This window comes from Rhizobium sp. P2_G9, assembly GCF_056403475.1.
Map to the genome: position 1 here is coordinate 48,014 of NZ_JBFUFK010000014.1, position 24,660 is coordinate 72,673.

Annotated in this window: 23 protein-coding genes and 3 pseudogenes; 9 read left to right on the forward strand and 17 right to left on the reverse strand. The window is 60.3% G+C overall.

The features are described 5' to 3' along the window. Positions 1-49 precede the first annotated feature (49 nt). From AC1DYF_RS13470 to AC1DYF_RS13480, 3 genes and pseudogenes are all read right to left on the reverse strand, one after another. Positions 50-2,377, reverse strand: coding sequence for a glucose/quinate/shikimate family membrane-bound PQQ-dependent dehydrogenase (locus AC1DYF_RS13470; protein WP_477877239.1), 2,328 nt, complete (start codon positions 2,375-2,377; stop codon positions 50-52). Positions 2,378-2,791: 414 nt separating this feature from the next. Beyond that, complete coding sequence (locus AC1DYF_RS13475) at positions 2,792-2,980, reverse strand: hypothetical protein (RefSeq protein WP_477877240.1); 189 nt, start codon at positions 2,978-2,980, stop codon at positions 2,792-2,794. A 19-nt stretch (positions 2,981-2,999) separates the two neighbouring features. After that, positions 3,000-3,275: pseudogene (locus AC1DYF_RS13480) on the reverse strand (PAS domain-containing protein); the annotation flags it as partial. A 14-nt stretch (positions 3,276-3,289) separates the two neighbouring features. Between AC1DYF_RS13480 and AC1DYF_RS13485 the strand changes: the two are divergent. Continuing rightward, positions 3,290-3,901: pseudogene (locus AC1DYF_RS13485) on the forward strand (NAD-dependent epimerase/dehydratase family protein); the annotation flags it as partial. Between the two features lie 107 nt (positions 3,902-4,008). Here the strand turns inward: AC1DYF_RS13485 and AC1DYF_RS13490 are convergent. From AC1DYF_RS13490 to AC1DYF_RS13500, 3 genes are read right to left on the reverse strand one after another with little or no spacing between them, the layout of a single operon-like run. Beyond that, positions 4,009-5,094 (reverse strand): lipocalin-like domain-containing protein, encoded by a 1,086-nt coding sequence (locus AC1DYF_RS13490; protein ID WP_477877241.1) that lies wholly within the window; start codon positions 5,092-5,094, stop codon positions 4,009-4,011. Continuing rightward, entirely contained in the window at positions 5,084-7,441 is a 2,358-nt protein-coding gene (locus tag AC1DYF_RS13495; protein ID WP_477877242.1) for an ABC transporter permease, read from the reverse strand. The genes AC1DYF_RS13490 and AC1DYF_RS13495 overlap by 11 nt, the downstream gene beginning before the upstream one ends. Before the next feature lie 50 nt (positions 7,442-7,491). Beyond that, positions 7,492-8,148 carry an ABC transporter ATP-binding protein gene (locus tag AC1DYF_RS13500; protein WP_477877395.1) on the reverse strand — a complete coding sequence of 219 codons (657 nt, stop codon included), beginning with the start codon at positions 8,146-8,148 and terminating at the stop codon, positions 7,492-7,494. A 215-nt stretch (positions 8,149-8,363) separates the two neighbouring features. Here AC1DYF_RS13500 and AC1DYF_RS13505 point away from each other — a divergent pair. The 5 genes and pseudogenes from AC1DYF_RS13505 to AC1DYF_RS13525 all read left to right on the forward strand — a co-directional run. Next, positions 8,364-8,516: pseudogene (locus AC1DYF_RS13505) on the forward strand (thiamine pyrophosphate-binding protein); the annotation flags it as partial. 372 nt (positions 8,517-8,888) lie between these two features. Beyond that, on the forward strand, positions 8,889-9,317 hold the full coding sequence (locus AC1DYF_RS13510; RefSeq protein WP_477877243.1) for a hypothetical protein: 429 nt from the start codon (positions 8,889-8,891) through the stop codon (positions 9,315-9,317). Next, complete coding sequence (locus AC1DYF_RS13515; protein ID WP_477877244.1) at positions 9,314-10,531, forward strand: Nramp family divalent metal transporter; 1,218 nt, start codon at positions 9,314-9,316, stop codon at positions 10,529-10,531. Before AC1DYF_RS13510 ends, AC1DYF_RS13515 begins: the two co-directional genes overlap by 4 nt. A 1-nt stretch (position 10,532) precedes the next feature. Then, a complete protein-coding gene (locus tag AC1DYF_RS13520) occupies positions 10,533-10,898 on the forward strand; it encodes a hypothetical protein (protein WP_477877245.1) in 366 nt (121 codons plus the stop codon). Then, the gene (locus tag AC1DYF_RS13525) at positions 10,895-11,206 is read left to right on the forward strand and encodes a PRC-barrel domain containing protein (RefSeq protein ID WP_477877246.1); all 312 of its coding nucleotides are present in this window, start codon (positions 10,895-10,897) and stop codon (positions 11,204-11,206) included. The genes AC1DYF_RS13520 and AC1DYF_RS13525 overlap by 4 nt, the downstream gene beginning before the upstream one ends. 396 nt (positions 11,207-11,602) lie before the next feature. On the opposite strand, the gene AC1DYF_RS13530 is transcribed toward AC1DYF_RS13525, so the two are convergent. From AC1DYF_RS13530 to katE, 4 genes are all read right to left on the reverse strand, one after another. Then, positions 11,603-12,106 (reverse strand): DUF4142 domain-containing protein, encoded by a 504-nt coding sequence (locus AC1DYF_RS13530; RefSeq protein ID WP_477877247.1) that lies wholly within the window; start codon positions 12,104-12,106, stop codon positions 11,603-11,605. Further along, the gene (gene treZ, locus AC1DYF_RS13535; protein ID WP_477877248.1) at positions 12,051-13,835 is read right to left on the reverse strand and encodes a malto-oligosyltrehalose trehalohydrolase; all 1,785 of its coding nucleotides are present in this window, start codon (positions 13,833-13,835) and stop codon (positions 12,051-12,053) included. The genes AC1DYF_RS13530 and treZ overlap by 56 nt, the downstream gene beginning before the upstream one ends. Continuing rightward, positions 13,832-14,617 (reverse strand): SDR family oxidoreductase, encoded by a 786-nt coding sequence (locus tag AC1DYF_RS13540; RefSeq protein WP_477877249.1) that lies wholly within the window; start codon positions 14,615-14,617, stop codon positions 13,832-13,834. Before AC1DYF_RS13540 ends, treZ begins: the two co-directional genes overlap by 4 nt. 81 nt (positions 14,618-14,698) lie before the next feature. After that, a complete protein-coding gene (katE, locus tag AC1DYF_RS13545; protein ID WP_477877250.1) occupies positions 14,699-16,861 on the reverse strand; it encodes a catalase in 2,163 nt (720 codons plus the stop codon). 202 nt (positions 16,862-17,063) lie between these two features. On the opposite strand from katE, the gene AC1DYF_RS13550 reads away from it, so the two are divergent. The 3 genes from AC1DYF_RS13550 to AC1DYF_RS13560 all read left to right on the forward strand — a co-directional run bounded on the left by AC1DYF_RS13550 (position 17,064) and on the right by AC1DYF_RS13560 (position 18,956). Beyond that, a complete protein-coding gene (locus AC1DYF_RS13550) occupies positions 17,064-17,369 on the forward strand; it encodes a hypothetical protein (RefSeq protein WP_477877251.1) in 306 nt (101 codons plus the stop codon). A gap of 65 nt (positions 17,370-17,434) precedes the next feature. Next, positions 17,435-17,653, forward strand: coding sequence for a hypothetical protein (locus AC1DYF_RS13555; RefSeq protein ID WP_477877252.1), 219 nt, complete (start codon positions 17,435-17,437; stop codon positions 17,651-17,653). A 391-nt stretch (positions 17,654-18,044) separates the two neighbouring features. After that, entirely contained in the window at positions 18,045-18,956 is a 912-nt protein-coding gene (locus tag AC1DYF_RS13560; RefSeq protein WP_477877253.1) for a c-type cytochrome, read from the forward strand. Between the two features lie 5 nt (positions 18,957-18,961). Here the strand turns inward: AC1DYF_RS13560 and AC1DYF_RS13565 are convergent, their stop codons facing one another. The 7 genes from AC1DYF_RS13565 to AC1DYF_RS13595 are packed head-to-tail and all read right to left on the reverse strand — an operon-like array spanning position 18,962 to position 24,645. Next, complete coding sequence (locus AC1DYF_RS13565; RefSeq protein WP_477877254.1) at positions 18,962-19,378, reverse strand: c-type cytochrome; 417 nt, start codon at positions 19,376-19,378, stop codon at positions 18,962-18,964. After that, positions 19,353-20,243 (reverse strand): cytochrome c oxidase assembly protein, encoded by an 891-nt coding sequence (locus AC1DYF_RS13570; RefSeq protein ID WP_477877255.1) that lies wholly within the window; start codon positions 20,241-20,243, stop codon positions 19,353-19,355. Before AC1DYF_RS13570 ends, AC1DYF_RS13565 begins: the two co-directional genes overlap by 26 nt. After that, positions 20,231-20,539, reverse strand: coding sequence for a hypothetical protein (locus tag AC1DYF_RS13575; RefSeq protein WP_477877256.1), 309 nt, complete (start codon positions 20,537-20,539; stop codon positions 20,231-20,233). The genes AC1DYF_RS13570 and AC1DYF_RS13575 overlap by 13 nt, the downstream gene beginning before the upstream one ends. After that, entirely contained in the window at positions 20,536-21,138 is a 603-nt protein-coding gene (locus AC1DYF_RS13580; protein ID WP_477877257.1) for a cytochrome c oxidase subunit 3, read from the reverse strand. Before AC1DYF_RS13580 ends, AC1DYF_RS13575 begins: the two co-directional genes overlap by 4 nt. After that, complete coding sequence (gene ctaD / locus AC1DYF_RS13585) at positions 21,135-23,045, reverse strand: cytochrome c oxidase subunit I (RefSeq protein ID WP_477877258.1); 1,911 nt, start codon at positions 23,043-23,045, stop codon at positions 21,135-21,137. Before ctaD ends, AC1DYF_RS13580 begins: the two co-directional genes overlap by 4 nt. Next, positions 23,042-24,040, reverse strand: coding sequence for a cytochrome c oxidase subunit II (coxB, locus tag AC1DYF_RS13590; RefSeq protein ID WP_477877259.1), 999 nt, complete (start codon positions 24,038-24,040; stop codon positions 23,042-23,044). The genes ctaD and coxB overlap by 4 nt, the downstream gene beginning before the upstream one ends. Then, on the reverse strand, positions 24,037-24,645 hold the full coding sequence (locus AC1DYF_RS13595; protein WP_477877260.1) for a c-type cytochrome: 609 nt from the start codon (positions 24,643-24,645) through the stop codon (positions 24,037-24,039). Before AC1DYF_RS13595 ends, coxB begins: the two co-directional genes overlap by 4 nt. Positions 24,646-24,660 lie beyond the last annotated feature (15 nt).

The window sequence follows — 24,660 nt, forward strand, 5'->3', positions numbered from 1 at the left end:
GCCGAACCCATAGCGCCTCGGAACCACATCGAGCTGAACGCCGCCTCGGCTAAGGCAGCGTATAGGCAATGACATAGTCCCCAGGCTTGGTGCCGACCGAGCCGTGCCCGCCGGCGACGATGATGACGTATTGCTTATTGTCTCTGGTCGCATAGGTCATCGGCGTCGCTTGCCCCCCGGCCGGCAGCCGGGCTTCCCAGAGCTCACGCCCCGAAGTGATATCATAAGCGCGCAGGTAGTCATCGACGGCCGCAGCGAGGAAGACGACACCGCCCTTGGTTAGCATCGGTCCACCAATGCCGGGAACGCCGAGCTTGAATGGCAGCGACAAGGGCGTCATGTCGCGCACGGTGCCGTTCTTGTGCATATAGGCGATCTTGCCTGTGCGCAGATCGACGCCGGCGACATAACCCCATGGCGGCGCCTGGCAGGGGATGCCTAGTGGGCCGAGGAAAGGCCCCATATAGACGCCGTAGGGCGCGCCGGTGTTGCGGTTGAGCCCCTGCTCGCTGCCTTTCTCCCCCTGCCCCTTCGGCGGGATTTCCGATGCCGGCACGAGACGCGAGGTGAAGGCGAGATAAGTCGGCATGCCGAACATTACCTGCCGCTCGGGATCGACCGCGACGCTGCCCCAATTGAACGTGCCGAAATTTCCGGGAAAGACGATCGTTCCCTGAAGCGAAGGCGGCGTATAGCGGCCCTCGTAGCGATAGCGATGGAACTTGATGCGGCAGGCGAGTTGGTCGAACAGCGTGACGCCCCACATATCCTTCTCCCGCAGCGGCGGCGGCGAGAAGGTCAGGTCCGAGATAGGCTGCGTCGGTGCGGTATGATCGCCCTTGACCGCACCACCCGGTGCCGGGATTTCCTTGAACGGAATGATTGGCTGGCCCAAGCGGCGGTCGAGCACATAAATATCGCCCTGCTTGGTCGAGGCGACAAGCGCCGGCACCGTCGTGCCATCCGGCTTCTTCAGATCGAGAAGCACGGGCTGAGCCGGCACATCCATGTCCCAGAGATCGTGGTGGACGAATTGCTGCACCCAGCGCAACTGTCCGCTGTTGATGTCGAGCGCCACGACAGAGGAGGAGAAGCGCTCGACATTGGCGCTGCGGTTCATTCCCAGCTGGTCGGGCACCTGGTTGCCGATCGGGATATAGATCATGCCGAGCTTCTCATCGACCGAGAAGACCGACCAGCTGTTGGGCGAATTGGTCGTATACGTCTGGCCTGCGGGCAGCGGCGTGGTCTGGTCGGGATTGCCGGAGTCCCAGTTCCAGATCAGCTTGCCGGAATTGATGTCGAAGGCGCGGATGACGCCGGATTGTTCCTGGGTCGAATAATTGTCATTGACCGCGCCGCCGATGATGATCTTGCCCGCGACGGCGACCGGCGGCGAGGTGGAATAATAGTAGCCGGCTGGATTGTATTTCATCCCGGTTTCGAGGTGCAGCACGCCTTGATCGGCGAAGCCGGTGCAGACCTTGCCACTCGCGGCGTCGAGCGCAATCAGCCGCGCATCGGATGTCGGCAGGTAGATGCGCTGTTTGCATGGTTGGCCCGCGGGCGTTGCTTGATCCTCGTAGTAAGTCACGCCGCGGCAGGTCTGATGCTGACGGTCCGGATTCATGCCGGAATGAGGATCGTATTTCCAATTCTCCTTACCCGTCCTGGCGTCGAGTGCGATGGCCCAGTTATGCGGGGTGCAGAGATAGAGCGTGTCGCCCACCTTGAGCGGTGTCACCTGATAGGTCGTCTCGCCGACATCGTCAGGGCGCTTGACGTCGCCGGTTTCATAATGCCAGGCCTCCCTGAGGGTGGAGACGTTTTCAACATTGATCTGCGTGAGGGGCGAGTAGCGCTGGCCGAACGGGGTGCGGCCATATTGGTGCCAGTCGCCATTCGGCACATTCCCGCCCAATGGGGCGGCCGCCAACGTATCGGTCGGCAGTGAGCCGATGCGATCATGCGGATCCTGGGTCATCGAATAGAAGGCCAGCGTGATCGAGAGGATCACCATAGCGGCGAGCGACCAATAGGCGATCCGGCCGTTGCCGGCACGGGGCAGCAGCGGTCGCCAAACCCATGGCGTGAGCAGCCAAAGGCCGATCAGAATAATGATCCCCCCACGTGGGCCGAGCTGCCACCAATCGAAGCCGACCTCCCAAATGGCCCAGATGAAGGCCACAAGGATGAGCAACGTATAGGCGGATAGTGCAGCGGCCCTGCGCATGAGCAGCAGGATGCCTGTGACGATGAACATGACCCCGGCAAACAGGTAGAAGAGGCTGCCACCGAGTATCACCAGCCAGAGCCCACCACCGCCCAGAAGCAGTCCGAGGACGACGAGAATGGCGGAGGTTAGAACGATCGCCATGGATCGGCACCTTTCAACGGGATTGTCGTGCGGGTGCGGTGAAGATCCATCCCGCCGAGCCGTTTTCAATGATTGATACCAACCATCCGGCCGCAGGTCTTCGCAGCTGCGCGTATGATTGAAGTGGAGCATGAAAACCTGAAGTTGACGCTTCGCCCCAACATGCCAGAAGCGGAATTGTTCCAGGAACGTGGCTGAACACACGATCATCGTTTGGCCGATCATCACTCGGGCGAGGACGATCTTTTCGGTTTTCTCGTGCCAGACCCAATGCAATCAGCAAGCCAATCCGCAAGAAAGCTCGTGCCAGTTGTTCTCGGTTTGGGAATTCGATGTATGTTGACGAAGCCCCTGGAGCGACGTCCGGCTTCAATGACCGTTGCCGGGATAAACTTGTCCGGCTCGAAAGCCTCGCTATGGCCGCTTAAGCTTCGCAGCCATGATCTGCATTGACGTTTCATCCTCTGCAGCAAGCTTCAGGATGAGGTTGTCAGCAAGACTGGTGATCGCAACCGCGGCTTCCGCAGCGTCCCGGCCGTGGTCGCAGGCCTTGTCCACCAGCGCGAGAAGGTCGTCTTCAAGCGCTTCCTCACAGTCAAGCAACCGGTCGTCGTAGGGCGTTATCAGTCACGTCGGTGACCGCCAGGAGCAGGCGAATATGCTGAATGTCGCCGTCATCGAGCGTCCGCGCATTGACGACCAGCTGCCGTGTTTTCTGGCCCGGCCGCCGCAGGTCGATTTCATAGGCTTCGATGTTCGCACTGCCTGAAGCGGTAGCGCTCAGCAGTGAGGCAAGCTTGGGCATCGCCCACTCGCCATTTCCAAGTTCGTTGAGACGTTTTCCGCAAACTGTGCCGGGATCGATTTCGAAGACGCGGCAGAACGATGCGCTCGCGGCGGCCCGATTATCGCAGGCCATTCGATGAAACCGACTGGAGCGACCTGAACGGCAATGTTGCACCCTACCAGAAGTCGAAAACCCTCTCGGAATGTGCCGCCTGGGACTTCATCGCTCGGGAAGGCAAAGGGCTGGAGCTCACGGCAATCAATCCGGTTGCCGTCTACGGACCCGTTCTGGGTGCAGACTATTCACATTCCATCAGGTTGATCACCAATATGCTGAACGGACAGCCGGGATGCCTGAATGTCAATTCCTGTTGCGTGGACGTGCGGGACGTGGCCGACCTGCATCTTCACGCCATGACCAATCCCGCCGCCAAAGGAGAACGGTTTCTGGCCACGGTTGGCGAGAGCCTGTGGATGATCGAAGTTGCAGAACTGCTGCGGCAACGCTTCGGAGAAAAGGCCGGAAAAGTGCCGACGGAGGTATGGTCCGACGAGCAGGTGCGGATCGCCGGTCAGACGAACGCACAGCTCAAGGCGGTCGTGCCGCTGTTGAACTACGACATGAATGCGACTGGCAAGAAGGCAGAGCGCTTGTTTGGATGGGCTCCCCGATCGAGGGAAGAGGCAATTGCCGCCACCGCCGAGAGCTTGATACGGCTTGGCCTGCTCGGCGTTTAGATGGGAGCGAGAAAAGACCAACGCTGACGTCTGCTGGCGACAATGCGATCGATGGGGCGGACATGTCGGCCTTGGGGCCAACAGCAGTCAACATCCCTCTTTGCGCCTCAATCATAACCGGTCATTTCCAGATAACCCCACCCAAGATGACTTCCCTTAAAACTAATCGGCCCTTCCCAATATGGAAATCTCGTTGCCATCCATGCCTTTCTATTCAAGGCCGTCGCGGTGATCGATAACGATTTCGATGGCAGGTCGATTTTCCATTCGATCGGCACGGTATGGCCCGCCACCGTCGTTGTGCCGAGCGGCGTTAATTTGATTTCTCCTTGTTTCAGCGGCGTTGACGTACCGTCTGCGGCGATCCAGGTCCCGGACGTGTACCCGCCACGGCTGTCGCGCAGGCGAAAACACATCAACTTCTCGCCGCTGTCGAGATGAAGGGAGAACCAGTCCCAACCCGACTGGTCCGGAGAAAGCGGTTGCGAGGACCATTCGCGATCCAGCCATGCCTGACCCGTTACGGCGACATCGCCGCCAGGCAATTTCAACGTGCCTTTGACCGCATAGGACGGCTGCGAATAATAATAGCTTGCCTGCCCGGTTTCCGACTTCACCGAAAACCCGCGGTCACCATGCAGGACGAGCGGCTTCGAAGAGTCGAGTTCCAGTTTGTACATGAACTCCGCGCCGCTCGCCGCGAGATCGAGATGGGAGAGGCTGACGTCGGGGAGAGGTTCCCCGGAAGTGGCGCGCGCCGTCATGTTCCAGTCATCGATCCAGGCGCTAAACGGTGATGCGGTGACGCCTGCCTGCAAAATGCCGCCACGCGCGAGCCGTTCTGAGACATAGTGGTGGTCGGGTGTCGTGATCGCTGCGTTGCCGAGCCAGACCTGAGGACTTGACCAATCGGCCTTATCGGTAGGTGCGAGCGCAGAGCGAAACAGAGTCCACTGGACACCGTAGTCTTTGCCGTCATCTCCCTTGATGTTGGCGGTCAGGTACCACCATTCGATTCTGAAGTCCGGATGTGCGCCAAAGTCCCGAGGAAACTGCAGGGGGGTTCCGATCGTCGGCGACTTAAAGCCCTTGGCGTCCGTGCCAAGTCCGGCGAACCCCTGCGCGAGAGCGCTCGATCCGAAGACCATCGTCACAATCGCGGCGCAGAAAACTAGAACCGTTTTAGCGTTCATCGGCAAACACCTTGAGAAGCTCCGACGGTGCGATCCTCGCCATCTGCCTCAGCGGCGCAAGACAGGCAAGAAATGCGGCCAGGAGTGAGTAGACGCCGAGCCTCAGCAAATCCATGGGGAAGACGAAAAGCGGTAATCGCCATCCGAAAGCCTCGACATTGACGACCGCCAGCAACACCCAGGCAAGCGCTATGCCGACCGGAAGCGCCGCCAGCAGTGTGAACAAAGCCAGCCCGATTGTGCGGGCAAGTTCGAGCAGGACCAGCCTTCGTTGCGTCACGCCCATGGCCCAGACGGGCGCAATCTGTGGCAGCCGCATGCTGGACAGTGTCATGAGGCTGGCGAACATGGCAATGCCGGCAACCCCGAGCGTCAGGACGTTGAGCACTCCGGTGACCGCGAAAGTGGTCTCGAAGACCTCAAGCGCCTTCCGCTTCAGGCTCGCCTGATCGATCACCGACTGCGCGGGCAAGCCGAACCGAGCCCGCAGTTCCCGAGCCAGGGCTGCCGCGCGGCTTTGATCCATTCTCAAACCAAACCGCAGCTTCGGAAGATCGGGATAATGCGACGCGAGCGCGTCCACGCCGACGATCGCCTGTCCGATAGGGTTGCCGTAGTCCGAATAGACACCTGCGACCTCCGTCTGCCAGCCTGCCGGCAGCGTGATCCGATCGCCCGGTCGCAAACCGTCTCGGCGCGCCATCTGCTCGTTAATAAGGGCGGCCTTTCCGGCGGCAACCTTGTCCCATGCGTCCTGTTCCCCGGACAGCAAACGCCAATTCTCACGGTATAGCCTGTCGTCCTTCACGCCGACGACCTCCGCGGGCTGGCCGAGTATCTTGCCATCCGTGCTCCAGATCGGAAGAACCGCGTCCACCCGGCCCTCGAGCCAAGCGCGCAACGCGGACGCTTCCTTTTCGGTGCGCGCGGTGACGTAGAGCTGGGCGGCCAACCGTTGATCGAGGAAACCCTCGAATGTCAGGCGGAAACTCGCCACCATGGTGCCGACGCCGACATTGGCCGAAAGGGCCAGCAGCAGGGCCATCAGTGCCAGGGACAGGCCGGGAAGCTGTTGGCGTGCATCGGCCCAAAACCATTGGTGAAGAGGTCGGTGCGCCAATGCCTCAAAGGCGGCCAGGACAAGAGAGAGCGCGACCGGCAGCAGCAGTGCCGATCCGAGCAGCAGCCCCCCAAGGACCGCGAAACCCGCGATCAGTCCCGATCCGAACTGCACGAGCATGACGGCTGATGTCAGTAAGAGAGCGCCTGCCACGGCCTGCATCTGCCTGGTTCGGCCCGAGGCCACCGCCCATGCGCGAGGCTGCGCCGGCGCAAGCAGGGGCATTCGCCAAACCTGCAAGAGACTTTGTCCCGCCGACCCGAGAGCGCCGAGAACCGCAATGCCGAGCCCAGCCACCCACCATTCAGTCCTAAGCGTTAACGTGCCCGGCAGCGTCGCTCCGTAGAGGCCCTGCAACGTGGCGGCAACGCCGGGAAGCAGTAGTGAGGCTATCAAGTAACCGAGCGCGACGCCGACCAATCCGGCAAACACCGAGACCGCCAGCAGCTCGGCAATCAGCAGCCCTGTCAGCGCCGCCGCCGAAACCCCGAGCGCGCGAAGCGTCCTGAATGTCGAGCGTCGTTGTTCGAAAGCCAGGCCGATCGCCGAATAGACGATGAACAGCCCGATTGCGAAGGCAAGAAAACCAAAAGCCGTGAGATTGAGGTGAAAACTGTCGGTCAGGCGCGTCAGGTCCCCTTGGGGATCGGGAGCCTGCAAGGACAGGTCCGGCGCGACGTCTTCAAGCCTACCGCGCCCCGCAGGCTGATGGTCTGCGACGATCAAGCGGCTCAGCCGCAGCGGATGGTCCAAAAGCGTCTGGGCGATACCGATATCGACGAGCGCGGTCCCGGGCGGCAGGCTCTCATCAACACGAAGCGCCGCCGATGTCCGCTCGGCAAGGGCCTTCGCCGTGGCGGAATTTACATACATGACCCCAGGCGGTGTGATGAAAGGCAAAAGGTCGGCACCACTGCCGACCGAGGCGACATTTGCATCAGTCGGGATGCTCACGGGATCGATGCCGATCAGATGCACGGTGGTTGAACCGATTTTCAGATCACCCTCAAGAATCGGCGAAACGAGCCACCCTGCCCTGCGCAATGCGATAAAATGATCCTGGTCGAACAGTTCCCGGTCTTTTGTCACCAGTTGCGAAAGTCTGTTACCGCCGAGCATGGCGGCGGCGCGGTCATAGCTGGCGCGCGCTTCCGCGTTGATCGCCTGGACCCCGGACCAAAGGGCGGTCGCAAGCGACAGACCGAGCAGGAGCACGACGAATTGCATCGGATGCCGACGCCAATGTGAAGACAACGCATCGAGACTGGCCCTCAACATCAGCTGATGCTGCCTCCCCTCAGATGAACTCGGGCATCAAGCCTCTGCGCCAGTCGAGGCGAGTGGGTCACCATCAGCAGGCTCACGCCCCGCTCGGCAACGAGTTCCAACATGAGATCGAGCACCGCATCGCCTGTCGCCTCATCGAGATTGCCCGTCGGTTCGTCGGCAAGCACGAGCTTCGGACGTCCTGCAAGCGCCCGACCGATCGCGACCCGTTGCTGTTGGCCGCCGGAAAGCTGCTCCGGGAACCGTTTGAGCAGTTTGTCCAGTCCCAGTCGATCGACGAGTGTCTTCATCCAAGCGTGATCGTGCGCACCAGCGAGCCGCGCATGAAACGAGAGATTCGCAGCGACATCCAGCGAAGGGATGAGATTGAACTGCTGGAAAACCAACCCCAACGTCCCGCGCCGCAACGCTGCTCTTCCAGCATCGCCTAAGCCCGCAATGTCCGTGCCGGAAACGAAAATCCGTCCGCGCGACGGGGCATCGAGGCCACCGATCAGATGAAGCAGGGTGCTCTTGCCGCTGCCGGACTCCCCCGTGAGCGCAAGGCTTCGGCCGGCCTCCAGGTCGAGGCAGACATCACGAAGGACCTCAAGCGGGCCTTCCGCGGTCTCGAACGATTTGTAGACGTTTTGAACTTGGAGAAGCATTGCGTATCCGGATTCGACGGCCTTCCGTAGCACAGCGCTTCGCGGCATGCGAACTGCCTTCGACATCCGAGTGGTTTGGCTGCCTTTGTCGAGAAGTGATCCGTCGGCCGGGCTCTTTCCACGCCGTTAATGGCGTTAGCTTTGGCCACGATTCGAAGCTAAGAGGTTTAAAAACGGCACTCCCGAGAGCATGATGTACGAAAAGGAGATACTCTATGGCCAAAGGATCAGACCTTCTCGTTCGTGCACTGGAGAACGAAGGTGTCGAGTATGTTTTCGGAATTCCAGGCGAGGCAAATCTCGACTTTGTGGAATCGCTTCGCACGTCTTCGATCAAGCTGGTACTGACACGGCATGAGCAGGCGGCCAATCCGCCCTGCTGGAACCGGTAAGCGATATGCACGACGCTCCCGTCGAGATCCTCCCTTTCCGTCTTATTGTCGATGAGTGGGAATGATTACGCTCCGCCGGCAACCTGGGATAGGAAAAGTTCTGTCTTCAACATTTCGAACCGCCAATCCGGCAATCTCAGTAAGGCGCGGCATCGTGAGTTATTTCGCTTGGGAACTTAGGAGGCGACAACCAGTTGACTCGTGTCTGAATTGGCGTGTCAGCGCAATATTCTGAGATTTGGCAGGTGCATTTTGCTCCAAAGTTTTTCGCCAAGTACCGCCTGTACCGGCTACCTAAAGGTTCGGAGGTTCCACAGCTTATTGGCGTCCGAATTCACGAGATCTGGAATGGTGTGGAAAAGAATTGCGAGCGGATGCCGGTCGGATTCCAGAAAAATTCTGTCTTCATTCCTGTTCTTATGGCTTGCTTCGTGCTCAAGCCAAGATGATCAATTCGACAAGCAAATGGACGGAATTCTTTCATGGAGTGCCACTGCGGAGATGATCCTCGACGGTCGTCTTGGGGCCGAAGTTCCAAAGGGTTTCACCGATCTCGCACTGGAGCGATGTCAGCAGGAGATTTCAAACCTTTCGTCACAGCTCCCGCAAACGTCGAGATTTGGCGATGCCAGAGCGAGTGTTCTTCAACTCAATAGGCTAATCGCCGCGGCGTACGGCGAGGTTGGTCAGGATCGTTTTGAACGAGGTCGTCAGCATCTCGCGGCGCTTCATCAGTACGAGGCGAAGCTACGAAACACCTATCGGCCGGACGGATGAAAAAGCTGCTCCAAATATCGCTGGGGATCGTCACCAGTGTCGGGGGATTTATCGAGACCGGCCAGATCGCAACGTCGGCCCAGGCCGGAGCAGCCTATGGATTCAGCCTGCTCTGGGCCATTGTCATCGGCACGGTCTGCCTCGTCTTCCTGATTGAAATGTCGGGGCGATTTGCTATTGCCAGCCATCATACCGTTGCGGATGGATTGAGGGAACGCTTCGGCTCGAACTATTTCCTGCTCACGCTGCTGATCATTTCGATTGTCAATCTGCTCGTGCTCGCGTCGGAGATCGGCGGCGTTGCGCTGGCATTGCAATTCGTCAGCGGTGTCGGTTTTCAATGGTGGGCCTTGCCGGTGGCCTTCACCGTCTGGCTTCTCCTCTGGAAGGGCACGTTCGGCATGATCGAGGAAGGCGTCGCCATCCTGGGCTTGGTGGCGTTGTGTTTCGTGGTGGGGGTGTTTGTCATGCACCCGCCCTGGCTGGAGGTGGCTAAAGGCCTGGTGCCGACGCTGCCGCACGACGCGCCGCTGCACTATGGTTTCATCGCTGTCAGCATCCTTGGAGCAGTTATAGCGCCATTCCTATTTCTGTTTTACTCCTCCGGCGCTATTGAAGAAAAATGGGATAAGAGTTTCTTCGGCACCAATCGTGTTATCGCGACATTAGGGATGAGCTTTGGCGCCGTCATTGCAGCCGCAATCCTGATCGTAGCGGCCCTCGTCTATCCGCCGCGTGGCATCACAGACATCCAAGGATATGACCAGATCGCACCGATCCTGACCCCGTCTTTGGGCAAATGGGGCTTCTACCTGTTCGCGGCCTCGCTTGGCATTACCTGTTTCGGCGCTGCACTCGAAGCAAGCCTGGGCCAGGCCTATCTGGTCGCCCAAGGTTTCGGCTGGAATTGGTCGGAAGATGCCAAGCCGAGGACCGATCCGGCCTTCGCGCTGGTCTATACGGGTTTCATCACTATCGCCGTCCTGCCGATCGCGATCGGCGTCGATCCCCTGCAGCTGACGATCTTTTCAATGGCAATCACGGCCCTGGCCCTGCCCGTCGGCGTGGTTCCGTTCCTGTTTTTGATGAACGACCGCAATTTCGTTGGAGATCATCGCAATGGATGGATCAGCAATACCGCCGTGCTGGTCATCATCGGCCTGTCGTTCATCGTCGCCCTCATAACTCTTCCCCTGCAAATCTTCGGAGGATGACATGCTTCTGATCCGCGACGTGCTCGACAAGCAATTGGTCGACAGAGAGCAAAATCGCATCGGCAAGGCGGACGGCATCGTCCTGAGCATCTCCGATGGCGACGCGCCGAGGGTCGCCTTCATCGAAATGGGCAGTTTGACGCTGTCGCGACGGCTGGGGCGCCGGCCGCATCGCTTAATGCTTTGGCTTCGCAAGGCGGCAGGCCTGGAGCCTGCGGCAACAGCTTTTCGCGTGCCGTGGATAAAAGTGAGAAATGTTGGTGTCGACATCGAACTGGATGTGGATCGACGCGAGACGCCACTGGAGCACTTTCAGGATTGGCTGAAACGGCACGTGATAAGCTGGATCCCGGGAGGCCAATCATGAATGAAGTTCACCTCGAGCTGCTACTGGGAAGACAGGTCCGTGACCTGGAGGGCAAGGCAGTCGGGCGCCTGGAAGAAATCAGGGCGGAGGCGCGCGGCGCGGATGTTTACGTCGTCGAATATCACGTCGGCGCCTACAGCCTTTTTGAACGGCTGTCTGCACTTGCCATCGGCCGCGCGGTTCTGAGCGCGATCGGTGCGACCAGGTCTGCCAGCAAGAAAGCGGTGCCATGGGACATGCTCGATTTGCATGATCTTGAGCATTTGCGGCTGACATGCCGCAAAGCCGAGCTGCAAGATATTCATTGATGCCGGTGGCCACGTCGCAATCGTCACACTTCTCGTTCGGCTCGAATTGGGCGCGGTGGCCTTGCATCGTTGTCGCGACCGTGCGTTTCAGAGTCACCCAAAACGCACGGCGCGTCGCTTCAATGAGCCGCGCGGGCGACGGGCGCCCCTCGACATGTTTTTCCGCCCCGTCCCAGCGGCTCGCGGCGATGTGTTTGCGATCGTGCTGTCGGGCGTGGTGACCGATTTGCGTAGAAATCTGGTCGTATTCACGGACTCAATGCAGGCGATGCCGGGCAGTTCCGCGTGCGAAATCGTACCAAGCTCGCGCCTGCTGGGAACGAGCAATGCGCTCATCCGCAGCGAGCTATTACTCACCGGAATTCAAACCTTGGATACGAATGAGGTGCTGGTGAATCACCGGGTAAGTTTGGGGGCGAATGCCTTGAGCGCACCGCCTTTGCCATCCTTGGAATAGGCGTCGATTAGCGCTACCGCTGCCGTGCGGACCGAGATCTGCGTAGAGGCGTAAGCAGCGTCGAGTTCAACGCCCCTCAAGGGTTTGAGGGCGGCCAGCTTTTGCTGACGTTCGGGATCCTGCCCAGTTGGCAATATGACGCCCTCTTTCGCTGAGGCGGCCTTGAGCTTGTCGGTGCTTGCGCTGTGGTCCTTGACCATGTCTTTCGCAAATGCCTTGATTTTCTCGCTCTTGCCGTTCTGGACTTCGAGCTTGGCGGCCTGGACTTCGAACATGTCCGACACCGCCGCCTTCTGGGCGATTGTGAAGCTCCCGAGTTGACACCAATCTCGAACATCGTTGCCGTGTCTTCCTTCCAGGCCTTGGGGCCGACGGGCATTGATCTTCTCAAGTCTCCGAAGTCGATTTCCACACTCGAACGCTATATCCGTCCAGTGATCCATGGCTTTGCGACCTCTTTCCCGAATAGATTTCCACGCCTGGCACTGGGGCGATTTCGATCCGATCTTCCGAAAGATTTGCGCGCAGATGAAGAGTGCCCTGGCCGTGTCGCCAGTCGACGAACAGGCAACGCTCCGGCGATTTGACGACCGTGCCGCCCAACATTCGTTTTCCGATGATGGGCACGATTTGGAATGCTCTCACACGAAAGAGATTCTTGAGAAAAGCGCGCCAGTCGCCGGCCTCTGGTCTATCGGCTTCAACCCAGTCGATCCTGCTGTCCTCGAACGTCGAAAGACGAGACGGATCGGGAATGTCTTCGGGTCCGAAATCTGCCGGGAACCCGCCGAAATTTCTCGCCTCAGTTTCACGATTTGCCCAGACGTTCGCGCGAAGCTCGCCTTCATAGTCGGTGAAAAATTGAAACGGCCGCGTGCTCAGATGATCGTCGCCCATAAAAAACAACGGCACTTGCGGCGAAAGGGCCAAGACCTCCACGAGCGCCGCGTACAAGTCTTGGTCTAAGCTCGTGTGCAGTCTGTCTCCGAGAGCGCGGTTGCCGATCTGATCATGGTTCTGAAGAAAATGGACAAAACAGGTGGTGGGCAGCGATGAAGATGGTGGCGGATCGACGTCGAGGATTCGCTTGCCATCCATGATGTAGCCGTGTGCGAGCGCATTTGCCGTTTTCTCCCAGGGTTTGTCCGACAGCGGCGCATAGTGCCCCGTGCTTTCTCCTGTCACAGCAACGTGAAGGGCATGATGGAAGTCATCGTTCCAGTCGGCCTTGAACAGGCGAGTGCCGTCTGGTCGTAACGCCATCAGGTCCGTGCCGTTTGCCGGATTTTCGGTGATCAAGTGTATTTGCCTATCGCGAACCGACGCATACGCCTCGACCGACAATTCTTCGAGGATATGGGTTTCGCTCGGATCTGTAATCATGTCGATGGCGTCGAGACGCAAGCCGTCGAGGTGAAACTCGGTCAGCCAGTAAATTGCGTTCTCGATGAAGAATCGCCGCACAGGCTCGCTTGCAAAGGCGATCCTTGGCCCCCAGGGCGTCGGGTTGTCTTCGAGGAAGAAATCCGGCGCATAGCTGGAGAGGAAATTGCCTGTTGGTCCGAAATGATTGTAGACCACGTCGAGAAAGACCATCAGTCCATGGCCGTGCGCGGCATCGACGAACGCCTTGAAGTCATCCGGTGATCCGTAACCGCTGAAGGGGGCATACTGGAAGACGCCGTCGTAGCCCCATCCTCGCTCGCCCGGAAATTGGGCGAGCGGCATGACCTCGACCGCGGTGAAACCTATATCTGCCAAGTAAGCCAGCCGCTCCATCGCCGATCGAAACGTGCCTTCTTGCGTGAAAGTGCCAATATGAAGCTCATAGAAGAGAGCTTCTTGCCAAGGTCTGCCTTTCCAATGTGAGTGCCTCCATTGATAGGAGGTCGGATCGACCAGAGTTGACAGTCCCCGGACGTCGACCTGATGTCGCGAGGCCGGGTCGGGAACGACGGTGCCGTCCGCAAGAATAAACCCGTAGACTTCGCCAAAGGGACGCGAGCGGATTTCGACTTCGAACCAGCCGTTTCCGGCGGCCTGCATCGGAAGGTTTCGATCACCAATTCGGAGGGAAACACGTTCCTCGGACGGTGCCCAAAGCCGGAAGCCGCTTCCGCCACCGGACGTGAGTGACGGCCCCCATTTGTATCGACGTGTCAGTTCGGTCATCGCAGGAGTCCCTGGCCGCCGTCGATCCAGATTGGTGACCCAGTGATATGGCCAGCTTTGTCGGACGCCAGAAACACGATCATGTTGGCAACGTCTTCGCTTCGGCCCGGCTTGCCGCCTGTAATCGGCACTTGGCCCTCAGGCCAGATGACCGGAATGGCGGTCTCATCTTCGCCACGAAGGGAGGTGTTATGCTCGATGTTGGTGTCGATCTCGCCGGGACACACCGCGTTGATGCGGATGTGATGCCGAGCAAGTTCCAATGCGAGTTGCTGCACCATCGCCACTTGTCCGGCTTTTGTCGCTGTGTAGGCAGTAGCGCCAGGGGTAGTGAACGTTCGAGTGCCGTTGATCGAGGACACGACGGTGATGGAGCCGCCACCTTGAGCCTTGAGCTGCGGCACGGTCGTGTGGATCGTCAGGTATGTTCCCCGAAGATTGACGGCAATCGTGCGATCCCACTCATCCGGCGCCAAGTCGTCGATCGGAGCCCAGACCCCATTTATGCCGGCATTGGCGACCACCGCGTCGAGCCTTCCGAAAGTGCGCACGGTCTGTGCGACCGCCTTTTGCATTTCCATCTCTATGGAAATGTCGGCCTTAACGGCGTGGGCAACGCCGCCAAGGCGCTCGATTTCGGCGGCGACGGGTGTAACGTCATTGAGATCATCACCGAGCAGGCTCACGGCATACCCTTCGTGAACGAAGGCAAATGCCGTCGCTCTGCCGATGCCCGACCCCGCGCCGGTAATCAATGCTGTTCTCCGATTTTCCGTCTTCATTGGCCTGTCCTGACACGATCTTCCACCTGCGATCCCGAAGTTTCGGGATCGACATCTGAACAATCAAAACGCAGTGCGTGGCTACTTTGGCCGAGGCGGCGAAGCTTTGCCCAGCTTAACGGATGGCTCGCGCGCCCAGACCCTGAGCTTGCCGAGTTCCGTGACAAACGCCGAGAGGCTTTCTCCGGGAAGCTCGATTGTGCCTTCATCCAGTTTGTCCGCGATACCTGCTACCTGCATCAGCGGCATGGCATCGGCCGCGTAGCCGATGAACTTGCAGTGCTGGAAGGCATCTGCGACAAAATCGCGGGCAGTGGCTTCCGTGACGAGATCGTCGATTGCCTGCGCAGACGGTAAAAGCACTACGGCGTCGAACAAGACCGAAGGCCCGCCATCAATCATGAACTGGGCTGGCACCAGGCTGCCGTCCGATGCGACTACCCCGGTGACCTTTGGCGCAATGAGGGCGACCTCCGCCCTCTCCGCCGTGATCGCATCCTGCAGGCCTTTGAGAAGATTGGCATCCACCCCGTCGGTCACGAGAATACCAAGCTTGCGCCCTTCAAAGCGCTTCGGCCCGCGCTTGACGATGCTGAGTGCGGGCGATGGATCGAGGTCCTGGCGTGTCGGAATGGCAGCTTCGGCGGGCTTTGGCATCGACTGGAATCCGAGCCTTTCGGCGACTGCGCTCGCCAGCGTCTCGTCGATGTTCATGAGATGCGCCACGACCCGCTCGCGAATGACGGGCGTTTCGAGCTTGGCGAGTTCGAATGTCAATGCCATCTGGATATGACGCTGCTCTGGTGGGGTTTGGCTGATGTAGAATTGCCGCGCCTGGCTATAGTGGTCGGCAAAACTCTCCGGACGAAGCCTGACCTTCTGGGCTTGCTCGTTTGCCGGGAAGTGCGTGAAGCCGCTCATCGGCGATTCGCGTGGCCCTTCGCCCCAGGAATTCGGCTGATAGTTCGCCCGGCCCACCGGATTGCGCATGGCCATGTGGCCATCCTGCTGGAAGTGATGGAATGGGCACTTTGGTGCGTTTATCGGAATATGGGTAAAGTTCGGGCTGCCCAGACGCTTGAGTTGGGTGTCAAGATAGCTGAAGTTCCGACCTTGCAGCAGAGGATCGTTGGAGAAATCGATGCCCGGCGGCACGTTTTGCGTCATGAACGCGACCTGCTCGGTCTCGAAAAAGAAATTGTCGGGCATCCGGTCGAGGACAAGCCGGCCGACGGGCTTCGGCGGCAGGATTTCTTCAGGGATGATCTTAGTCGGGTCGAGGATGTCGAAATCGAAATTGTCCGCAAAATCCTGGTCGAACAGTTGCAGAGAGAGTTCCCATTCAGGGAAGTTGCCGGATTTTATGGCATTCCAGAGATCGCGGCGGTGGAAGTCGGGATCGGCACCGTTGATCTTCACAGCCTCGTTCCAGGCAACGGATTGAAGCCCGAGCTTCGGCTTCCAATGGAATTTGACGAAGGTGGATTCGCCTTTGGCGTTGACCAGCCGGAAGGTGTGAACGCCAAACCCTTCCATGAACCGGAAGGACCGCGGAATGGCGCGGTCAGACATTACCCACATGATCATGTGCATGCTTTCGGGCGTGAGGCTGATGAAGTCCCAGAAATTGTCATGCGCGCTCTGGGCCTGTGGAAAGGCGCGGTCCGGTTCCTGTTTGACCGCATGCACCATGTCGGGGAACTTGATCGCGTCCTGGATGAAGAAAACCGGGATGTTATTGCCGACCAGGTCCCAGTTGCCCTCCTGGGTATAGAGTTTGACGGCGAAGCCGCGGACGTCGCGGGCGAGATCGAACGACCCCTTGTTGCCGGCGACGGTGGAGAAACGGACGAAAGCCGGTGTCCTCTCTCCGGGGCGCTGGAAGAGGTCGGCTTTGGTGTAGGCGGCAAGGGACTCGTATGTCTCGAAGAAGCCATGTGCGCCGTAGCCGCGCGCATGCACGACACGCTCCGGAATGCGTTCATGATCGAAATGGAAAATCTTCTCGCGGAAATGAAAGTCGTCGACGAGCAGGGGGCCGCGGGCGCCGACACGTAGCGAGTTCTGGTCGTCCGCGACGGGACCGCCCTGCGCGGTGGTCAAAACAGGCTGTCCGTCTTCGGCGGTCTGATGCAGCTCGCCTCCGTCCCCTCGCGTCAGAACCTGGTCATGGATCGTCGCATCGACGGGTTTCGGCTGAGACGATTTTGATGGCGGCGACTGAGAAGCGGGTTTTTTGGACATCAGGTACTCCGAATAAGATATGTTGGAAACACTGCGCCAACACGGACGCCAGCACGAAGTTCCCGCGCGTTATCGTACAAACGGCCATAGTTCCTTCTACCGACCGAGGCTAATCGACCCTCCGAATGCCCATCGTTTTGGCGGCCGCGTGCGTCGCCGATCCGTCTGCGGAACCTCGCCAACTTCGAGCCGTTGTTGTTGCATGGATAATTCAAAAACCACTGACGCTGGCGGCGACTCCGAGTTGCGCGAACTTGTCGATTTTGAAATCGGCGACATCGTTTCGACTGCACAGGAGCAAGGATTTACCGAGCGGGCGACCCTCAACGCCCTGGCTGCATCGGTCGCGGCACGTTCGTCCGCGTTGGGGGATAAGCCGGATGCCGAAGGTGAGCATCCGCCAGCTGGTCCTCACTCCAAACCAGAGCTGGTGGATCGGGAAAAGACGCCCGGCACCGGAGCGCTTCCCGAGCCCACCGCCGGAGAAGTCGATCCGGGCGTTGGCTAATCTACTTCGCTATTCTTCACGTCCCCCGCCCCCAGGCGCCTCAACAGCTCCGCAGAGATTGATCCATGGATTTCGACCAGTTGCGTAGAATACTCGACGAGCTTGAACCAGGAATGTCGGTAACGCTTCCGAAGGATTGGATCACCTCGGCAGTGCCGGGGGCAGACGAAACCGAACGGGACGTCAACACGATCGAGTTCGTGCTCGAGCACAACTGCACGTGGGAGCGGGACCCCGAGGGGAAGAAGCTGACTTTCGAAAAGCAGGCGCAACCTCGGGATTGAGGGCTATCAGGAGCAGTGTTGCATCAGCCGGATGAGCTGACCCACTTGAATAGCAGATTTCATCTTCGTTGAGCAGTCGAGCAATCTGGCGCTTCGCGTTTTTCCCATTTTTTCCGAGTTGCGACAAAATACCCGCCTCGAAGTGTTCAAAGACTGGTGGGTGGGATATAGGACGCTCGGCAGACCGAGCGCTTATTTACAAGCTTTGCCGCGACGCTATCGATCACCCAGTAACCCCGAAGGGTGCTGCTACGTTGCATTCTCTCGATTTACAGCGCTCGGCCCAAATATAGACGGCGAGGCCCCCCGGTGACGTTGGAACTCTCTGCGATGGGAACACCGAGCCCGGATCGGTGTTTTGTGCAGGAGTGTCCCTGCAAGGTGCTGTAGAATGCGCATCCCCGTTCCGTTGGCCATCGCGGTTGTCGCATTGGCAGCAATCGGCTCAATCATCTGGGTCGCGACGGCGCCGGCAAAACCGTTTGCGAAGGATGATCCGCTGCTGGCCGGCACCGGCGATCCGGCGCGCGGCCGCCTCGTCTTCGCTGCCGGCGATTGTGCATCCTGCCATGCTGCGCCCGGCCAGCAGGATCGCCTCAGGCTTGGTGGAGGCCTAGCGCTCGCCTCGCCCTATGGGACTTTCCGGGTGCCGAACATCTCGTCCGATATGGCGGACGGTATCGGCGCCTGGAACGTGACGGACCTGGCGAATGCGCTGGTCGCCGGCGTCTCGCCGAAGGACCAGCACTATTATCCAGCATTTCCCTATACCAGTTTCACCGGCATGCAGCCGGGCGATATCAAGGATCTGTTTGCCTATCTCCGGACATTGCCGGCCGTGAAGGGCCGTCCGCCGCCGCATGATCTTGCGATGATCTTCAAGATTAGGCGCGGGCTCGGCATCTGGAAGCTCTTGTTTTTCCGCGAGGGCCAGCCCGCCGCGCAGATTGCGAAAGCTGCACCCGACCGAGGACGCTATCTCGTCGAGGCCGTCACCCATTGCGCGGAGTGTCATTCATCGCGCAACAGCTTTGGCGCGATCAAGGCATCGACATTGTTCGCCGGCGGCGTCGACCCGGAGGGCACGGGCTATATCCCGAATATCACCCCCGCTAGGCTCGCCAAATGGTCGGAGCAAGATATTGCCGAGCTGCTGAAGACCGGGAACACGCCGGATCACGGCCGCGTCGGCTCATCGATGGCAGACGTAGTGACGAATACGGCTATGTTGCCTGAGACCGATCGCGAGGCGATCGCCCGCTACGTCAAGGCCCTGCCCTATCGAGAAACACCGAAACCCTGACCGCCTCACTGCGCGTAGAGATAGGCCGCGAGATCGCGCGCCTCGGCTTCGGTTATGCCCGTTGCCGGCATCGCCACATGCGGCGCGAAGGCCTGCGGCGAGACGATCCAGTGGATGAGATTGTCCGGCGTGTTCTCTATGACGCCGGCAATGTAGACGCGCTTCCTGAGGTCTGCGAGAGGCGCTCCCACCTGGCCGTCGGCGCCGGGAATGCCCGGGATGGTGTGGCAGCCGGTGCAGCCATATTTGCGGAACAGTTCTGGCGCCCGGTCGGGATTGCCGCCGGTCGCTGCCTTGGCAACGTCGCGTGTCTGCTGCCTGTCGTTCAGCGCGTCTGCGCCGATGAAGGCGAGGATGACGGCCAATATACCCGCCACCAAGACCAAGCCGCCAAAGTCATGACGAGCGGATGCTTCGGCCATGTAATGCTCCCGTGCCGGACTTGCTGATCCAGAGCGCCAGCAGAACCAAAGCACCGCCGGCATAAATGGTTCCCGCCGGCACCCACATGACGATGCCCGCAAGCTGCTGATCTTCTAGCGGCGTCACGCCCCAATCCGCCGCCATCCTGGTCTGCGCGACATAGAGCACCCGCGGCGCCAGCGCTATCAGCGCGCCGAGAACGCTCGTATGCATCATCGTGACGAACAGATGCCAGGCCGCGATGCCGCGGTCGCTAACCCAGAGCACCGACCACCAGAAGAGAACGGCAGCCAGGAAGAAACTGAGATGCTGCAGCCGATGCAACGTCGTGTTGGTGACCGCGGCGTCGAACAGCAGGGGCACATGCCAGATCCAGATCACCAGCCCGTGCAGCAAGGTCGAGACATTGCCGCGGGTGATGTACCTCCAGACGTCTCGCAATGCCTGGAAAACCCGCAGCACCGAGTGACGGCCGGTTCGCGGCAAAGCCCAGAAGAACGCACCGATGGGTCGAGCGATGACGATCAGCGGCGCCGCCACCGCCATGACGATCTCGTGTTCGATCATATGAACGGTGAAGAGATGTTCGCCGAGCCAGTGCAAGGGCGACACCAGCGCACCGGCCAGCGCCAGCCAGCCGCTCCAGAAGGCGAGCGCATGGCTGAACCGATGCTTGCCGGCACGCATCCGCAGCGAAAGCCGCATGGAACCCAGGTCATAGAGCAGCCCGGTCAGCAACAACGGGACGACGATCCAGGGATCGAAGGTCCAGGCGAGTTGGAGCCCATGCGTCTCGTCGCCATGCGCCGCCGCAGTGCCGGCAAATGCCCCGATCAGCAGGCTCGATGCGATCAACGTTCGCATGCATTCAACAGCAGGCTTGCCGCTCCCTGGTAAGCGAGTGCGAGCGAGAAGACCAAGCCGGACAGCACGCCCATCCATCCGAAGATCTGCAGCCGCGACGGCGTCGCCTCGCGCATCGCATACGAAAGGAGGGGGCTGCCGAGCGTCAGCACGACCGCTATCCAGGCAACGGCCGCGGTCAGGAGCGCATGCTGCGGGCAATCGACATGCGGCAGGATCAGGCCGAGCTGGGTATTCGCTGCCCATAAGAGCGGCGCCCAGATCAGCCCGGCATATCTGGCGAAAGCGCTACTCATAGCCGTGGCAGCCAGTAGAGGCAGGCATAGATCGGGATCCAGGCGATCACGACGAAATTCCAGTACATGGCATTGTCCTGCACGTCGCCGTAGCGGCGCGGATTGTCGGCGTGGCGCGTGAACATCAGGGCGGTCAGCACCAGCGTGTCCGCTAGGTCGGTGAGGATATGGGTGGTGTGCAGGCCGAGCAGCACCCAGGCCACCGAACCATAGGCATTGTCGTCCCACTTGATCCGAAGCGCCGGGAACTCGAAGATGCGCACGATGAGCGGCAGGATGCCGAGCACCGACATGACGACAAGCCCGATCTTCACCCGGCGCAGATCCTGTTTGCGCGCCCAGGCCGCCACCATCACGTTCGGCACGACGCTCACCAGCAACAACACGGTGAGGATCGTGCCCGGCAGCAGATCGGGCGGCGGCGAATTGATGGGCCAATGCGGCGCAATGCTCATCAGGTAGAGATAGATGGCAATCGTCAGCGCAAAGCCGGTTCCCTCGATCAGTATGAAACCGAGCGTGCCCCACCAGGTGAGGCTGGCTGTGCCCAGGCCGTGCATGGGAAGGTGCGACACATCGAGGACGACACGCTGCTTCATGAATCATCCTCCGGATCGCCTTTCGGCCAGAACCAGCCGATCAGCGCGATGGCCACCGGAATTGCGCCCCAGACGACCGCCCAGGGCGAAAAGATCGACCAGATCAGCAGAACCGTGGTGGCGATCGCGGCCCAGAACGGCCAGATCGAGTTTTGCGGCGAGGATTCGCGTGCCTCCGGCAGTCCCTCGACGACGCTGGTCACCAGAAGTTCGCGCTGGTCCACCTGAAGCCCTGCGGCCACCGGCAATTCATCCGGATCGGACCATAGCGGTTCGCGCGCGCTGATGACCGGTATGGAACGGAAATTATAGGGCGGCGGCGGCGAAGAGGTCGCCCATTCGAGCGTCGCAGCGCCCCACGGATTCGCACCCGCCAGTGCTCCATGCCGGGCGCTCCTGACGATGTCGATGAAGAACATCAGGAAACCGAGTGTGAGAATGCCAGAACTCAAGCTGACAAACAGATTGAGCCCGCCCCAGGGCATTTCCGGCTGATAGGTATAGATGCGCCGCGGCATGCCTTCGAGCCCGAGGATATGCATCGGGAAGAAGGTCAGATTGAAGCCGGCGAAGACCAGGCCGAACACCCATCGGCCCAGCCGCTCACTCATCATCCGCCCGGTCATCTTGGGAAACCAGTAGTAGACGGCGCCGAGCAGCGGAAATACCGCGCCGCCGACCAGCACATAGTGGAAATGTGCGACGACGAAGTAGGTGTCGTGCACCTGCGTATCGAGCGGAACCGAGGCGACCATGACGCCGGTCAGGCCACCGATCACGAATGTAAAGACGAATCCGATGACGAACAGCAGCGGCACCTTGAACACGGGCCGCCCGTCCCAGAGTGTTGCGAGCCAGCAGAAGATCTGCACGCCCGCGGGCACGGCGATCGACATGCTCGATGCGGTGAAGAAGCTCGCCCCCAGCCGCGGCAGGCCGGCGACGAACATGTGGTGCACCCAGAGGCCGAAGGCGAGAATGCCGGTGGCGATCAGCGCCATCACCATCGGCAGGTAGCCGAAGACCGGGCGCCTGGCAAACGTGCCGACCAGGGTGGAGACCATGCCGACCGCCGGCAGGAAAATGATATAGACCTCCGGATGGCCGAAGAACCAGAACAGGTGCTGCCAGAGCAGCACATCGCCGCCCTCGGCGGGATTGTAGAAATGCGTGCCCACCAGCCTGTCCATGATCAATGTCGAACTCGAGACCATGATCGCCGGCATGGCCATGATCACCAGGAAGGAGGTCACCAGCATCGACCAGACGAATAGCGGAATGCGGTCGAGCGACATGCCCGGCGCCCGCTGCTTGAACACGGTGACGACGATCTCGACCGAAATCGCCAACGCCGAGACTTCGGTGAAGGTGATCATCTGCGCCCAGATGTCCGCCCGTTTGCCGGTGCCATATTCCGGTCCGGAGAGCGGCACATAGGCGAACCAGCCGACATCGGGTCCGACATCGAGCGCAAACGCGATCCATAGCAGCAAGCCCCCCGCGAGATACATCCAGTAGGAAAAGGCGTTCAGGCGCGGGAATGCGATGTTGCGCGTGCCGACCATCAGCGGCACGAGATAGACACCCATGGCTTCCATGACCGGCACGGCGAACAGGAACATCATGTTCGAGCCATGCATGGTGAAGATCTGGTTGTAGCGGTCCGGACCGATGAAGCGCGCTTCCGGCTGCGCCAGTTGGATGCGCATCGCCACTGCCAGCAGCCCGCCGAGCAGCAGGAAGACGAAGGCGGTGGCGACATAGCGCTGCCCGATGATCTTGTGGTCCACCGTCGAAAGCGCGCCCCAGATCCCCGGCTTCGTCTGCCAGGTTTTGGCTAGCCTGCGTTCGAGCTCGGCATTGTCGAACACGCTGTCCAATTGCGGGGGTTTGCTGTCCTCAGTCATTTGAGGCTCTCCAGGTAAGCGGAGAGCGCTCGCAATTCGTCGCTCGTCAGCGGCACCAATGGCATGTTGTTCCCCGGTTTGAGGGTTTGCGGATCTGCTATCCAGGCGGCGAGCGAGCCGCGCGTCGTCTCGACAAGGCCTGCAGCGATCGTCGTGCGGCTGCCGACATGCGTCAGGTCTGGACCGGTCTTGCCTGCGGCTAACGTCCCGCGGATCGTGTGGCAGGCGGCGCATGGCTTGCTCAGGAACACTGTGTGGCCGGTGCTGGCCTCGGAGTTGATCGAGGCGACAGCCTGCGCGCGCTGCGCCGCTGCCCAACGTTCGTAGTCCGCCGCGGTCTCGGCGATCACCAGCACCGCCATATGGCTGTGCTGCAGGCCGCAGAATTCAGCGCATTGCCCACGATAGACGCCGGGGCGCTCGGCGCGGATCGTCAGGCTGTTGTGCCGGCCGGGCACGAGATCCTGCTTGCCGGCCAGGCTCGGCACCCAGAAGGAATGAATGACGTCCACCCCCTCCAGTTCGAGCCGGACATTCTTTCCGACCGGAATGTGGATCTCGTTGGCGGTTTCGAAAGCGAGCTCTGGGTTCTTGTCGGGATAGATGACCTGCCACCACCATTGCTGGCCGCGCACCCGGATCGTCAATGCGGCGTCACCCATCAAGGCGATCCGATGGGTTGTGAGAAAACTCGTCAGCGTCAGCCCAGAAATGATCACGACCGTGCCGGCCACGGCGGCCAGGACCGCGAACCGCAGCGTTCGCTCCTGGTCTGCACTGCCCGGCTGTCCGCTGCCCCGCCTGCGTAGCAGCGCCCAGACAAGCACGCCGACAACCGCCAGCCAGACAACCGTGCAGACCACGGCGAAGACCAGGATCAGGTGCCTGAGTTCGACCGCCACCGCCCCCTGCACATCGAGCGCCGATTGCGGATTGTCGCAGCCGGCCAGGATCAAGGCAGAGACCAGAGATGCCAACCGCCCGATCCACTTCATGGAGACGGTCCTTGATCGACCTTCGCCCCCGAAGGCCCCGGATCAAACTGGATCACCGCCGGGCCGCGGTTTTCCGAAGGCCGCGTATGCTTGTCGTCATTGCGGCTCGGCGCTGTCGTCTGCACTGAATAGGCGCCGATGGTGCGGACATAGCCGGCAAGCTGCCAGATCTCATCGCTCGTCATCTTGTCGCGGAAAGCCGGCATGCCGTGCGGACGGCCGTCGCGGATGCAGGCGACGACCGACACCATTTCTGGCCCGTAAAGCCACCAGCCGTCGAGGAAGGATGGCCCGATGCCGCCGCGGCCATCGCCATGGCAGGCCGCGCAGCCGAACCAGGAATAAAGCCGCTTGCCCTGGCTGAGATCATAGGAATCGCCCTCATAGGGCTTGCCCAGGGCGAAATAGACTTCGGGGGGCGCGCCGCCGATGCCGTTCGGCATCAGCCGGAATTTGTCCAGCTCCGCCGAGAGCGGTGGTGCCAGCCGGAATTCGCGCTCGCCGCGCAGCCAGCCCATCAGAACCGCAGCCGTCACACAGCAAAGGATCGCCGCAAGCACCAGCGCTCCTATCCGCAGTTTTTCCGCCGCCGACTCCCAGGTCATCTCAAACCACGCTCA

Excerpts from the sequence above, each read along its gene's own strand:
- AC1DYF_RS13555 (WP_477877252.1), top strand. The coding sequence starts at position 17,435 with ATGGATTTCGACCAGTTGCGTAGAATACTCGACGAGCTTGAACCAGGA.
- AC1DYF_RS13560 (WP_477877253.1), top strand. The coding sequence starts at position 18,045 with ATGCGCATCCCCGTTCCGTTGGCCATCGCGGTTGTCGCATTGGCAGCA.
- AC1DYF_RS13525 (WP_477877246.1), top strand. The coding sequence starts at position 10,895 with ATGAATGAAGTTCACCTCGAGCTGCTACTGGGAAGACAGGTCCGTGAC.
- AC1DYF_RS13520 (WP_477877245.1), top strand. The coding sequence starts at position 10,533 with ATGCTTCTGATCCGCGACGTGCTCGACAAGCAATTGGTCGACAGAGAG.
- AC1DYF_RS13595 (WP_477877260.1), bottom strand. The coding sequence starts at position 24,645 with ATGACCTGGGAGTCGGCGGCGGAAAAACTGCGGATAGGAGCGCTGGTG.
- treZ (WP_477877248.1), bottom strand. The coding sequence starts at position 13,835 with ATGACCGAACTGACACGTCGATACAAATGGGGGCCGTCACTCACGTCC.
- AC1DYF_RS13550 (WP_477877251.1), top strand. The coding sequence starts at position 17,064 with ATGGATAATTCAAAAACCACTGACGCTGGCGGCGACTCCGAGTTGCGC.
- AC1DYF_RS13510 (WP_477877243.1), top strand. The coding sequence starts at position 8,889 with ATGGTGTGGAAAAGAATTGCGAGCGGATGCCGGTCGGATTCCAGAAAA.
- AC1DYF_RS13565 (WP_477877254.1), bottom strand. The coding sequence starts at position 19,378 with ATGGCCGAAGCATCCGCTCGTCATGACTTTGGCGGCTTGGTCTTGGTG.
- katE (WP_477877250.1), bottom strand. The coding sequence starts at position 16,861 with ATGTCCAAAAAACCCGCTTCTCAGTCGCCGCCATCAAAATCGTCTCAG.
- coxB (WP_477877259.1), bottom strand. The coding sequence starts at position 24,040 with ATGAAGTGGATCGGGCGGTTGGCATCTCTGGTCTCTGCCTTGATCCTG.
- AC1DYF_RS13515 (WP_477877244.1), top strand. The coding sequence starts at position 9,314 with ATGAAAAAGCTGCTCCAAATATCGCTGGGGATCGTCACCAGTGTCGGG.
- AC1DYF_RS13575 (WP_477877256.1), bottom strand. The coding sequence starts at position 20,539 with ATGAGTAGCGCTTTCGCCAGATATGCCGGGCTGATCTGGGCGCCGCTC.
- AC1DYF_RS13540 (WP_477877249.1), bottom strand. The coding sequence starts at position 14,617 with ATGAAGACGGAAAATCGGAGAACAGCATTGATTACCGGCGCGGGGTCG.
- AC1DYF_RS13500 (WP_477877395.1), bottom strand. The coding sequence starts at position 8,148 with ATGCTTCTCCAAGTTCAAAACGTCTACAAATCGTTCGAGACCGCGGAA.
- AC1DYF_RS13495 (WP_477877242.1), bottom strand. The coding sequence starts at position 7,441 with ATGCAATTCGTCGTGCTCCTGCTCGGTCTGTCGCTTGCGACCGCCCTT.
- AC1DYF_RS13570 (WP_477877255.1), bottom strand. The coding sequence starts at position 20,243 with ATGCGAACGTTGATCGCATCGAGCCTGCTGATCGGGGCATTTGCCGGC.
- AC1DYF_RS13580 (WP_477877257.1), bottom strand. The coding sequence starts at position 21,138 with ATGAAGCAGCGTGTCGTCCTCGATGTGTCGCACCTTCCCATGCACGGC.
- ctaD (WP_477877258.1), bottom strand. The coding sequence starts at position 23,045 with ATGACTGAGGACAGCAAACCCCCGCAATTGGACAGCGTGTTCGACAAT.
- AC1DYF_RS13470 (WP_477877239.1), bottom strand. The coding sequence starts at position 2,377 with ATGGCGATCGTTCTAACCTCCGCCATTCTCGTCGTCCTCGGACTGCTT.
- AC1DYF_RS13530 (WP_477877247.1), bottom strand. The coding sequence starts at position 12,106 with ATGGATCACTGGACGGATATAGCGTTCGAGTGTGGAAATCGACTTCGG.
- AC1DYF_RS13490 (WP_477877241.1), bottom strand. The coding sequence starts at position 5,094 with ATGAACGCTAAAACGGTTCTAGTTTTCTGCGCCGCGATTGTGACGATG.